This is a genomic window from Bacteroidota bacterium (assembly GCA_016711505.1).
GTDB lineage: Bacteria > Bacteroidota > Bacteroidia > AKYH767-A > 2013-40CM-41-45 > JADKIH01.
The window spans coordinates 326,487-337,927 of record JADJSV010000002.1 but is presented as its reverse complement, the minus strand read 5'-3'; the positions used below and the strand labels follow the sequence as shown (position 1 = coordinate 337,927).

Annotated in this window: 13 protein-coding genes; 6 read left to right on the top strand and 7 right to left on the bottom strand. The window is 38.5% G+C overall.

Going from position 1 to position 11,441, the window contains the following annotated elements:
* Window positions 1-156: 156 nt before the first annotated feature.
* Both IPL24_05165 and IPL24_05160 read right to left on the bottom strand, forming a co-directional pair.
* A complete protein-coding gene (locus IPL24_05165) occupies window positions 157-495 on the bottom strand; it encodes a hypothetical protein (GenBank protein ID MBK8363078.1) in 339 nt (112 codons plus the stop codon).
* 76 nt (window positions 496-571) lie between these two features.
* On the bottom strand, window positions 572-787 hold the full coding sequence (locus IPL24_05160) for a hypothetical protein (protein MBK8363077.1): 216 nt from the start codon (window positions 785-787) through the stop codon (window positions 572-574).
* A 56-nt stretch (window positions 788-843) separates the two neighbouring features.
* Between IPL24_05160 and IPL24_05155 the strand changes: the two genes are divergently transcribed.
* Complete coding sequence (locus IPL24_05155; GenBank protein MBK8363076.1) at window positions 844-1,290, top strand: hypothetical protein; 447 nt, start codon at window positions 844-846, stop codon at window positions 1,288-1,290.
* Window positions 1,291-1,315: 25 nt separating this feature from the next.
* On the opposite strand, the gene IPL24_05150 is transcribed toward IPL24_05155, so the two are convergent.
* The 4 genes from IPL24_05150 to IPL24_05135 are packed head-to-tail and all read right to left on the bottom strand — an operon-like array spanning window position 1,316 to window position 4,723.
* Window positions 1,316-1,612 (bottom strand): T9SS type A sorting domain-containing protein, encoded by a 297-nt coding sequence (locus IPL24_05150; protein ID MBK8363075.1) that lies wholly within the window; start codon window positions 1,610-1,612, stop codon window positions 1,316-1,318.
* Between the two features lie 21 nt (window positions 1,613-1,633).
* Window positions 1,634-2,734 (bottom strand): mechanosensitive ion channel family protein, encoded by a 1,101-nt coding sequence (locus IPL24_05145; GenBank protein MBK8363074.1) that lies wholly within the window; start codon window positions 2,732-2,734, stop codon window positions 1,634-1,636.
* Window positions 2,731-3,486 (bottom strand): mechanosensitive ion channel, encoded by a 756-nt coding sequence (locus tag IPL24_05140; protein MBK8363073.1) that lies wholly within the window; start codon window positions 3,484-3,486, stop codon window positions 2,731-2,733. The genes IPL24_05145 and IPL24_05140 overlap by 4 nt, the downstream gene beginning before the upstream one ends.
* Window positions 3,487-3,493: 7 nt before the next feature.
* Window positions 3,494-4,723, bottom strand: a complete 1,230-nt coding sequence (locus IPL24_05135; protein MBK8363072.1) for a Glu/Leu/Phe/Val dehydrogenase — start codon at window positions 4,721-4,723, stop codon at window positions 3,494-3,496.
* A 285-nt stretch (window positions 4,724-5,008) separates the two neighbouring features.
* On the opposite strand from IPL24_05135, the gene IPL24_05130 reads away from it, so the two are divergent.
* Window positions 5,009-5,545 (top strand): hypothetical protein, encoded by a 537-nt coding sequence (locus tag IPL24_05130; protein ID MBK8363071.1) that lies wholly within the window; start codon window positions 5,009-5,011, stop codon window positions 5,543-5,545.
* Window positions 5,546-5,668: 123 nt separating this feature from the next.
* Here IPL24_05130 and IPL24_05125 read toward each other — a convergent pair whose 3' ends face one another.
* The gene (locus tag IPL24_05125; protein MBK8363070.1) at window positions 5,669-6,733 is read right to left on the bottom strand and encodes an anhydro-N-acetylmuramic acid kinase; all 1,065 of its coding nucleotides are present in this window, start codon (window positions 6,731-6,733) and stop codon (window positions 5,669-5,671) included.
* Between the two features lie 208 nt (window positions 6,734-6,941).
* Here IPL24_05125 and IPL24_05120 point away from each other — a divergent pair, with 208 nt between their 5' ends.
* The 4 genes from IPL24_05120 to IPL24_05105 all read left to right on the top strand — a co-directional run bounded on the left by IPL24_05120 (window position 6,942) and on the right by IPL24_05105 (window position 11,377).
* The gene (locus IPL24_05120; GenBank protein MBK8363069.1) at window positions 6,942-8,084 is read left to right on the top strand and encodes an acyl-CoA dehydrogenase; all 1,143 of its coding nucleotides are present in this window, start codon (window positions 6,942-6,944) and stop codon (window positions 8,082-8,084) included.
* 142 nt (window positions 8,085-8,226) lie between these two features.
* The gene (locus IPL24_05115) at window positions 8,227-8,988 is read left to right on the top strand and encodes a polysaccharide export protein (GenBank protein ID MBK8363068.1); all 762 of its coding nucleotides are present in this window, start codon (window positions 8,227-8,229) and stop codon (window positions 8,986-8,988) included.
* Window positions 8,989-8,993: 5 nt separating this feature from the next.
* A complete protein-coding gene (locus IPL24_05110) occupies window positions 8,994-9,911 on the top strand; it encodes a hypothetical protein (GenBank protein MBK8363067.1) in 918 nt (305 codons plus the stop codon).
* Between the two features lie 185 nt (window positions 9,912-10,096).
* A complete protein-coding gene (locus IPL24_05105) occupies window positions 10,097-11,377 on the top strand; it encodes a polysaccharide biosynthesis tyrosine autokinase (protein ID MBK8363066.1) in 1,281 nt (426 codons plus the stop codon).
* Window positions 11,378-11,441 lie beyond the last annotated feature (64 nt).

The window sequence follows — 11,441 nt, the reverse complement described above, 5'->3', positions numbered from 1 at the left end:
GTGAAGTGAAGTGAAGTGAAGTGAAGTGAAGTGAAGTGAAGTGAAAAATTAGCATTTAAAAAAAATCGAAATTACTTTCCAATACACAACTCCTACAATTAAAAAAGTCGAGTTTACAAATACAGTCTAGTTATACGTTATTCGTTAAGGCATAAATTAATGATGTTTTTTGGTAAACCAGCGTTTTAAAAAGAACTCTCTTTTATTTTCATTCCAACGCTTTGACTTTCGCTTACTTGCCTTCATCATTTTCTTTGTATTCTTTGCCTGCAATTTCTCGTGCCGCTGCTTTCCTTTTTCAATTCCTTTGGCAGCCTCCTTTTTCTGCTTTTCTTTCTTTTTGTCTGCTTTCACTTGCTGGCTACTTCCGCTGTTTGGCTTGGGCGATCGCGCATCCACATCCTGAGAAAATGAAGCGAATGGCAAAGCGCAGATAACCAGAACAAGCATACTTTTCAGTACCATTTTAATTTTATCCCCAAATCTATTTCCCATTTTTCTTAAGTCTTTCTATAAGGTTAATCCCGACATTCCTCAAACGAATTTCAATTAATTGTATTCTATTGATATCTCAACTTCTTATTTGCAATTCCATTCCGCATTGCGGGCACGTTCCTGCTTCCTTTCTGACAACTTCGGGATGCATCGGACAAGTATACTCCGATTCGCCGGATTTCTTTGACTCTACAGCTGAAGAATCTTGTACTTGAGAATTCTCTTTGTTTCCGGAATTCTTACATGAAAACAAAATAAAGCCTGATATCATCAGAATAGTTAATCTGTTCATACGTTCTATAAGATTGATTATCTTGCAAAGGTAATCAATGCCATACAAATTTGCCGATGAAGTTTCTCATTAAAAAATTAATCTTACTAATACTGATTGTTATAATTCTTCCATCTTCCGGATGCAAGAAATCATCTGTTAACGCAAATTTCCCTTCCGTAAGTGTCAGCAAGTTCGTTTACATGAACCTTCCGCCTTACAATTACCTGCAAATTGTAGGTAATTATATGTACATCGATGATGCCGGATATAAAGGTCTCATCGTATACCACCGTTCCATCGACGAATGGGTGGTCTTTGACAGAGGGTGTACTTATGACCCAACTAATGCTGATGCATTATTAAATGTCGTTACAGGGGGATTAACAGTCGAAGATTCTCATTGCGGCTCGAAATATAATCTGGTCGACGGCTCTGTTATTTCAAGCCCGGCAACAACGCCTATGAAACAATACCGTGTGGATTATGATCAGGCGGGGCAGAAACTTTATATTTATAACTAACCAGTTGTTAGCTATTCGTTATTTGTTAGTTTTTAATTACTGTGGAAGAATGTATAATCTGTCCTGTTTGTCTTATTTGCAACAAATAAAACCCATTACTTAAATGTTCTAAATTATCAATAGTATAAAAAGAGTTTTCATTGGCTATTCTTTTTTCCTCCAGCACTACTCTGCCGTCTGCAGTGAATAGTGAGATCTGCAATTCACCTGTTCTGATGTGCTTTGTTGAAAATGCTATACTACTTACAAAAGGATTATTCAAAAGTAAAACTTCATTCTTATCACCTTTCACATTTCTAATTGCAACGGTAGGAAATGTCACTCTTTTACCATCGTAATCTGTCTAACTTAAACGATAATAAGAAACACCTTCAAGCGGGTCATTGTCATGCATGGAATAGGTATTACTAAAAGAAGAATTTCCGGCACCGGTGATTTTTTCTAATTCGCCAAAATGTTTTCCATCATTGCTTCGCTCTATGGTAAAATATTCATTATTGACTTCGGTAGCAGTTGACCAGGTTAATTTTACTGCCCCATCAACTTTATCTGCTTCAAAATTTATCAATTCTACAGGCAAGGTTGTAGCAGATCCTAGCGTGTCTACTCCGGAAAGTGGACCGTCACCGGCTTTCCATTCTGTAACGCCGCAGATACTTATTAATGTCGAACTCCCTCCGCCTGCAGTACTTTTTTTAATCAGACCACCGGACATAATAAAGACGACAGACCCGCAAGGAAGATCCAGCTTATTTCCATTCGTGAATTCTAAAATTCCATATACATATATGATCATAGGTCCGGAACATGCTGTATAATCAACCTGACTATTTACAGTCACAGTATTACTGCTTCCGATCCTGATTGAATCACTGCAATTTGGCAGACGGTTCACTCCACTAAAACTCCAGGTTGATGCATTTGTCCAGTTAGAATTTGCGACCGATACACCAAGTGATGCATATGCCATATTTCCCATGCAAATAAGCATCAGGTTTATTAAAATCTGTTTATAAAACAAAGTATATAACCGCGCTGTAGAAAATTCAATTTTCTTTTTCATGGAACCAAAAATATATTGCGATTGGAGAGAACAATAATTAAATTGGTAAAAAACAGTTGAAGTCGGCGTAGCAAAAGAAGCATTATTAGCTTTCATGATCTTCAGGATCTCGAAATTTACTTCTTCCTGCAGAGCGAGGTATTCATCCATGTCGGGAGTAAGAACAAAAAAGGCAACTGTAATATCGAGTGAACTTGTATTCACTTGTTTGAAACGAACCGTTGGATTAGGTTCGATAAGTGTAAAATTTGTGAGCATTCTCCTGATCTCTGTTATGATCGCTCGCATTTGAATTTCTGCAGTCTGATTTGAAAGTGATATGGTGAAAGAAGAACGACGAGACGCTCTATCAGTATCATTGATCAATTCTGCATCGGTCATTTTTTATTGGGAACAATGACAATCATTCTGTCGACAGCACGGATCCGTGTAGATCTGAAACCAATTGATTCAACTTTTCCTTCTATGTTTCCAACTTTTACAGAGTCGCCAACTACAAATGGTTTATCAAGAAAGATAGTGAATGATCCTAACAGATTCTCCAATGTTTCCTTTGCTGCTAAGGCAAAGGCCAAACCTCCAATTCCCAATCCTGTTACAAGACTTACAATATCCAGATTGAAAACTACACCGATCAGAATCAAAAACCCAATTGCAGCTACTATCACCTTGATAGCTTCTTTTGCAAACGGGACCAGTTGATCATCTGATTTGCTTTCAGTTCGTCGTGCACGGGAAAGAAAAATCATTCCTATAAAATCTATTGTCCTGACAGCTATCCAGATTATAGAGAAGATAAGTACACCTTGAAATAATCTGAACAGTACAAGCCTTAAACCAAATTTGTGTTGAGGACCGATATGCCATTCAACAGGAAATGATAAACGATTAAATGCCATATAGACGATGAGTACCATTATAAAAAACTGCAATGGGCGATTCATCAGTTTTATAAAAGTTTCTACACCGACTGTCTTGCCATAGCGTTTGAAAATTTCGTACACAAATCGCGTCAGAATTCTTGTAAGAAATTTTTTAAGGATAATTCCGGCGAATAAGATCCCGAAAAACCACAGGTAAGTTTCAATCGTATTCCCAAGAAAAGTGTGATCCAATACATTAATCTTACCCATCAAGTAATTATTTCAGAAGTTTTTTAATTGCAATTTCAAGAGCTGTTTTACTGATATTCACCTTTGAAGAATTAACATTTTGAACTTCTTCCAATGCAGCAGAAATACAAGAAGCAACATCTTTAAATATCGCTTCATCTGTGATTGGAACATTATCAGTCATCAGATATCTGAAAACTCTTGCCATTCCGCAGTTGGCAATAAAATCTGGTATAACACTTACTTCATAATCTGCATACTCAGCAATTGGTCCCATAAAGATCTCTTTGTCTGCAAAAGGGACATTCGCTCCGCATGAAATTACTTCCAATCCATTTTCAAGCAGCGATCTTACTTCTGCTTCATTGACAATCCGGGAAGCAGCAGCAGGAATAAAAATCTCCGCGCCCATTTCCCATACTTTCTTATTGATCTCTTCGAAAGGAATAATTGCTGACGAATTCAATTGGTTTCCGTTTCTTTCAAGGTAAAGCGAAGTGATCTCTTCAAAAGAAAAACCATTCTTATTCATAACACCCCCAAGGCGGTCGATTATCGCAACGACCTTTGCTCCCATTTGTGCCAGATAAAATCCGGCAGCAGCACCAACATTTCCCCAACCCTGAACTATTGCACGCTTACCCTTAATATCAATTCCATTCAATTTATAGTGCGCATAAACTGCATGTGCAACTCCATATCCGGTAATCATGTCGGCAACTGTGATCATCCGATTGATATCCGGAGAGTACACCGGACTGTCAAGTCTTTTTTTCACACCAACTTGCAATTGTCTGATAATTCTTTCCTTTTTTTCTTCTGAAACTTTCAAATGTGCTACAACAGTACCCTCCTGCGGGTGTTTCAGACCATATTTTTCTGTAATAGGAATTACATCATGGATCTCATCCACATTCAGGTCACCGCCGGTTCCATAATAGGATTTCAGCAAAGGCATAACGGCTTTGAACCATCTTTCCAGCACTCCTTTTTTCCGGGGATCTTGCGGATCGAAATTAATCCCAGACTTGGCACCACCTATTTCAGGGCCGCTTACAGAGAATTTTATCTCCATTGTTTTAGCCAAAGATTCAACTTCCCGCTTATCCAGGCCTTTTCTCATTCTGGTACCTCCACCTGCAGAACCTCCACGAAGTGAATTGATTACTACCCACCCTTCCGCTTCAGTTTCGCTGTCCTTCCATTCAAAAACGATTTCCGGACGCTTTTCTTCAAACCTTTGAATCAATTCCCTGATTGATGTCACCTCTGCTGTAGTATTATTTTTCATACGTTTATTTGGAAGCGCAAACGTAAGGATTCCTGAGCAAATAACATGGTTAAAATCGACCGGATCTTTCTCAGAAAAACTACTCTGTCCTTGCCCTTTTTTGTCTGATCTCATTAAGAATTCTATTCCACGAGATTGAATTTATTCCGGAGAAAAAAAATATTTAATTATTTTTGGAATTAACGACAATCATATTGTAATTTTGAAACTAACCTTTTAATATTGCATACTGTCAAAACCAGACATCCAGCCATGGCAACTAAAAAGAAAGCAACTAAGAAATCCAAAGTAAAAAAAGCAGCGAAAAAAGCTCCGGCTAAAAAAGCTGCTAAGAAAGCTACCAAAAAAGCTCCGGCTAAAAAAGCCGCGAAGAAAAAAGTAGCAACTAAAAAGGCAGCTCCTGCTAAGAAAAAAGCTGCACCGGCTGCTAAGAAAAAAGCACCGGCTAAAAAAGCTCCTGCTAAGAAAGCAGCACCGGCAGCTAAAAAACCTGCTCCCGCTAAAAAAGAAGCTGCTCCGAAAAAAGTAGTTCCGGTTGCAAAAAATATTGAACCGAAAAAAGCTCAGGCAATTAAACCAAAAGCTATTATCATTGATGATGATGATGATGATGATTTATTAATCGTCGATATTGAAGAAATTGATCTTAAAGATGCTGACGTTGATGAAACTGATGATTCAGACGAAGTTGATGAAGTAGTATCTAAAGATGATGACGATGATGATGACATCAAACTTGATGACGATGCTCCGATTGGAGATTTCGAGGATGATGATGATGACTTTTAACTGAAACTTTTTTCCTTAGGTAATCAGGTCAAAGGTCAAGGGTCAAAGGTCAATTGGTGTACGACACTAAATAACCTTTGACCCTTTACCTTTGACCTCAAACGGGTCGCCTGAAAAAGTAACCTACTGCAGAAAAACAACCCCGCCACTAGAGTCTCGTTCGGCTCCGGTCACACTTTTCAGACAATTGATTTCATTTCTTATTCTCAACACTCCCAGAAAAGCAAAAATGATGGCCTCTTTGAAGTCGATAATTTCTTTAGGCGGAATGACAATTTTCAGATTGCATTTATCTTCTATGCATTCCAATAAAAACTTATTCAGTGTTCCACCACCCGTGATCAGCATTTTTGCATCCGAGATATCTTTCCCAAGAACTTCGCTGATCTGAATTGCAATATGTTTACAAAAGGTATTCAATCTGTCTTCGAGACTGATCTCGTATCTTGCCAATACCGGAAAAACTTCTCTGTCAATATCCTCCCGCCCAAGTGATTTTGGAAATGGTTGTTTATAGAAGTTGATCTGATTCAATTCCTCAAGTAGCGCTTTATTTAATTTTCCGGTTCGCGCAATTTCGCCGTCTTCATCATATACCAGTTCACGCTCCCCAACAAGTTCATTCAACACAATATTACAGGCACAGATGTCAAAAGCAATTCGTTCATTATTTTTTTCAAATGAAATATTAGCAATGCCACCCAGATTCAGACAATAATCCATCTGAGAAAAAAGTAACTTGTCGCCTATTGGTACCAATGGCGCTCCTTGTCCGCCCAGAGCCACATCTCCTTTTCTAAAATCACAGACAACAGTTTTACCGGTTACATTTTTAATTGCCTGACCGGAACCTATCTGAACAGTGATTCCTTTCTGAGGTTGATGGAAAATGGTGTGACCATGAGATGAGATAAAATCAACTTCAAGATTTCTTTCATCTATAAAATCTTTGACCAACCCGCCAAGGTAAGTCCCAAATTCTTCGTCAAGAGCATTGAGTTCTTCCGGCGACAGGAACTGCGCAGTCTTTAACTTTTCTTTCCACTGATTACTATAAGGAATAGTTTTCCCAAAATGGAATTGAAATTTCCAGTTTAATTCATGTAAAAAAGTGCAATATGCAAGATCGACCCCATCGAGGGAAGTGCCGGACATTATTCCGACCACATTGTATTTGGAGAGTGTCATTGCGGCGAAGATATTGAGATTGTTTAATTCTCCACAGAAAAGGTATTTGATAAAATTTCAACAATTGTCTAAATCTATTGTTAATGAGCTACTTGTCATGGTGTAATAGGTTTGTGAATAACGTCGAAAACGAGTAGGTTTGTCGTCCTCAATTAAAATCTCACAATCTCCACAAATCCGCTCTAAAAGCGGAATAATCAAGTTAATTATGAATTTCGGACTAAGCGAAGAACATTTAATGATCCGTCAGGCTGCACGTGATTTTGCACAGAATGAACTAAAACCCGGTGTAATTGAACGCGACGAACATCAAAAATTCCCTGCAGAGCAGATCAAGAAAATGGGCGAACTCGGATTTCTTGGAATGATGGTGAGTCCGAAATATGGTGGCGGTGGAATGGATACCATTTCTTATGTCCTGGCAATGGAAGAAATTTCGAAGATCGATGCTTCTGCTTCAGTTGTTATGTCTGTAAACAATTCTCTGGTTTGCTGGGGACTTGAAAATTTTGGAAATGAAGAACAGAAATTAAAATATTTAGTACCGCTCGCAAAGGGTGAGATCATTGGCGCATTTTGTTTGTCAGAACCTGAAGCTGGTTCTGATGCAACTTCTCAGGCAACAACTGCAATTGATGCAGGAGATCATTACATTTTGAACGGGACGAAAAACTGGATCACTAACGGGAACAACGCTTCTGTTTATCTGGTAATGGCTCAAACTGATGTTGCAAAAGGTCACAAAGGAATTAATGCATTGATCCTCGAAAAAGGAATGCCCGGATTCATGATAGGACCGAAAGAAAATAAACTTGGGATTCGCGGAAGTGATACTCACTCATTGATGTTCACGGATGTGAAAGTACCAAAAGCAAACCGCATCGGTGAAGACGGATTCGGATTTAAGTTCGCCATGAAAACACTTACGGGTGGAAGAATCGGTATCGCTTCGCAGGCTCTTGGAATTGCAGGTGGTGCTTATGAATTAGCTCTGCAATATTCGAAAGAAAGAAAAGCATTTAAAGTTCCGATTTGTCAGCATCAGGCAATTCAATTTAAGCTGGCAGATATGGCAACTGAAATTGAAGCCGCAAGATTACTTTGTTACAAAGCAGCCTGGATGAAAGATCAGCATCTTGATTATGGTCTATCTGCATCAATGGCAAAATTATTTGCTTCTAAAGTTGCTATGGATACTACTATCGAAGCCGTACAAATTCACGGTGGGTATGGATATGTAAAAGAATTCCATGTTGAACGACTGATGCGCGATGCAAAGATCACTCAGATCTATGAAGGTACGAGTGAAGTTCAGAAAATTGTAATTGCGCGTGCGATTATTGGAAAGTGAAATTGATTTCGCATTGCGGATTGCGGATTGCGGATTGCGGATTTATTGGCTCCGATTAAACTGCCGGATTTAATTTTGCTTCCAGCCTTTGTTAACACGTAACATTAAACATTAAACAAATTAAATCATCACGGTAAAAAAAATGCGAAACCATCTCCGGACATTATTCATTCTTACATTAATTATTTTCGCCGGATGTACTTCGCAAAAAGATGTAATTTATTTTCAAGGAAAAACGCCTTCGTTGCAGCAGGATGCAAATTCTAAACTGAGAATTTATCCGAACGACATCCTTGGCATCAGTATTTTCACCATCAACGCTGAAGCTTATCCGTATTTAGCTACAGGTTTTGACAAACCTGTTAGTGATAACAGATCCGCTTATGAAAAAGGATTTGTTGTAAATGAAAAAGGTGAATTGAAGCTTCCGCTTATCGGGCAGGTGAATTTAACCGGACTTACAATTCCGGAAGCTGTTTCATTGCTTGAAACAAAATTCAAAGAATTTATCGATGAACCGATCGTCACAGTCAAAAAATTAAATTTCAAGGTAACGATCCTTGGTGAAGTCAATAAGCCGGGAACGTATCCAATCATGAATGAAAGAGCAACACTGCTGGAAGTTCTGGGTTTAGGAGGCGATCTTACTCAATATGGCGATAGAAAAAATGTCCATTTGATCCGTACTGAAAATAACCAGACGAAAGATTTCTATATCGATCTAACCGATGCAAATTCAGTTACTGCCGACACTTATTTTTTACACCCCGACGACGTAATCTATATTTCACCAATAAAAAGAAAAGCATTTCAGAGTATCAGTCCTTCTGTCACCGTCTTTACTTCAATTCTTACTACCACTGTTATAGTAATGACATTTTTAATTACCAATACCAATAAATAATTCCAATGAGAACTAATTCCGAAAACCAACGGATAAATGATGACGAAATAGATCTTCGTTTACTCTTTGGGAGTATCCGGAAAAAATGGCATTATTTTATTTTTTCTTTCATCATTTTTGCACTTGGTGCATTTCTATATACTCGCTTTACCCTTCCGGTTTATGAAGCAACGTCCAGCGTTTTAATAAAGGATTCAAAGAATACATCAAAAAATATCGAAGATATCTTAACAGGAGATCTGTTAGGAAATACAAAAAATATTGCAACGGAAATTGGCATCCTCCGCTCAAGGTCAGTTCTTGAAGAAACAATCAATGAATTGAATCTTGGCGTAAGTTATTTTGACAAGTCGAGCATTTTCAGTTATCCGGTTTACAAGAATTCCCCATTCCTGGTTACTGTGAGCCGTGTGAATGATGGCGTTTACGACGAAGAGTTTAAACTTTCTCCTATCGATGAGAACACCTTTCAACTTGAACTGGATGCTGACAACCGTGCGTTCCAATATAGTTACAGTAACAAACATAGTTATGGTGAGGAGATTCGTACACCAAATTTCACCATCACAATTTCAAAAAACGAATTCACTTTCGACAACTCACAGAAAACAAAATATGCTTTCGTAATCAATTCGATGAATAAACTTCTCGCTTATTACAACGAGAAAATGAAGATCGAACCGATCAATAAAGACGCTACCATCGTAACGATCAGTGTCCAGGATAAGATCAAAGATCGCGCAGTTGACTTTCTGAATACATTAGGAAAAGTTTATATTAATCGTGATGTCAAAGACAAATCATCGGTTGCCGCACTGACTTTAAAATTCGTTGACGAACAACTTGAGGAGATCTCTAAAACATTGAATGCTACAGAACTTGATCTGCAAAATTCAAAGAATCCAAAGGTACGGTCAATCTGAGTGAAGAATCAAAAGCATATCTTGAACGTGTAACTTCTGTTGATGAAACAAGAGTAAAAGCAGAGATCGATCTTAAGTCGCTCGACTACCTGTATGATTACATCACATCCAACCTCGACCTTGAATCGCTTTCTCCATCTACTCTTAACAATCCCGATCCCACACTGGTAGAACTCATTGCCAAGTTGAAAGAGCTACAGAATAAGCGTAAGAGTTTATCGTACGGTTCAAGCGCGCAGTCGCCGGCATTGAAGGTTATCGATGAGCAGATCGGGCAAACAAAACGATCATTAGTTGAAAGCATCAACAACCTCCGCAATCTGACAAAAACAGGATTACAGGGAATCAATTCACAACTTTCAAAATACGAGAACGACATTCGTAAAATTCCGAATATTGAACGCGAATTATTAGCGATTCAAAGGAACTTTACTGTCAATGAAAATATTTACGTTTATCTACTTCAGAAAAAAGCGGAGACAGGAATTGCCAAAGCAACTGCTGTAAGCGACAACAAAGTTCTGGACACTGCAACAGTGAATGACATTCCTGTTATTCCAAATAGTAAAGCCGTTGCGATAATTACTTTGATGCTGATCCTGATCGTTCCTTTGCTGATCATTTTACTTCAGAGTTATATCCGTAATACGATCTCCAATCGCGAAGACATTGAGAAGATGACCAAGACACCGATCATTGGAGTTGTCGGACATCACACTACAGGCGAAAGACTGGTTGTTTCTACTAAACCAAAATCGTCGATTGCTGAAGCTTTTCGTTCCATTCGTGCTAACCTCATGTTTTTCGGTTTATCTGATCAACACAAGATCGTATTGATCACATCAAGTGTTGGTGGCGAAGGGAAATCTTTTTCGACATTAAATCTTGCCGCAGTTCTTTCACTGCAAAGTCATAAGGTGATCATTGTCGGAATGGATCTGCGCAAGCCGCAGTTGGTACAGGATCTTGGAGTGAGTAATGATATTGGCGTGAGCACTTATCTCATAGGTAAAAGTTCACTCGAAAGCGTGATCTGCAAAACAAATGTTCCCGGACTCGACATCATTCCTGCAGGACCGGTTCCACCTAATCCGGCTGAATTACTTGCGAAGAAAGAAACGATCAATCTGATGAATGAATTGCGTGAGATGTACGATTACATTATTATCGACACACCACCGGTCGGAATCGTTAGTGACGCTATGATGCTAATGAATCTTGCTGACATCAACATCTTTATTCTACGAGAAAATTATTCGAAGAAGGATTACATCAAGACTATCAACACCTACTACACTGCCGGACAAGTAAAAAACATTTGTATACTTTTAAATGACGCAGGAAATCATCAGCGTTACGGTTATGGATACGGGTATAGTTACGGGTATCACGGGTATGGGTATTATGATGAGGATTCGAAGCCGAAAGGAGTATTTGGAAAAATTTTCAAAAGGAAGCAAGTTTAACACAAGAACACTGAGAACACAATAAGACCACGGAATTCCGTGATCTTATTGTGTTCTCAGTGTT

Bases quoted from the DNA above. Each gene is read 5' to 3' on its own strand.
- IPL24_05165 (MBK8363078.1), bottom strand. From the start codon at position 495: ATGGGAAATAGATTTGGGGATAAAATTAAAATGGTACTGAAAAGTATG.
- IPL24_05160 (MBK8363077.1), bottom strand. From the start codon at position 787: ATGAACAGATTAACTATTCTGATGATATCAGGCTTTATTTTGTTTTCA.
- IPL24_05155 (MBK8363076.1), top strand. From the start codon at position 844: ATGAAGTTTCTCATTAAAAAATTAATCTTACTAATACTGATTGTTATA.
- IPL24_05145 (MBK8363074.1), bottom strand. From the start codon at position 2,734: ATGACCGATGCAGAATTGATCAATGATACTGATAGAGCGTCTCGTCGT.
- IPL24_05140 (MBK8363073.1), bottom strand. From the start codon at position 3,486: ATGGGTAAGATTAATGTATTGGATCACACTTTTCTTGGGAATACGATT.
- IPL24_05130 (MBK8363071.1), top strand. From the start codon at position 5,009: ATGGCAACTAAAAAGAAAGCAACTAAGAAATCCAAAGTAAAAAAAGCA.
- IPL24_05125 (MBK8363070.1), bottom strand. From the start codon at position 6,733: ATGACACTCTCCAAATACAATGTGGTCGGAATAATGTCCGGCACTTCC.
- IPL24_05120 (MBK8363069.1), top strand. From the start codon at position 6,942: ATGAATTTCGGACTAAGCGAAGAACATTTAATGATCCGTCAGGCTGCA.
- IPL24_05115 (MBK8363068.1), top strand. From the start codon at position 8,227: ATGCGAAACCATCTCCGGACATTATTCATTCTTACATTAATTATTTTC.
- IPL24_05110 (MBK8363067.1), top strand. From the start codon at position 8,994: ATGAGAACTAATTCCGAAAACCAACGGATAAATGATGACGAAATAGAT.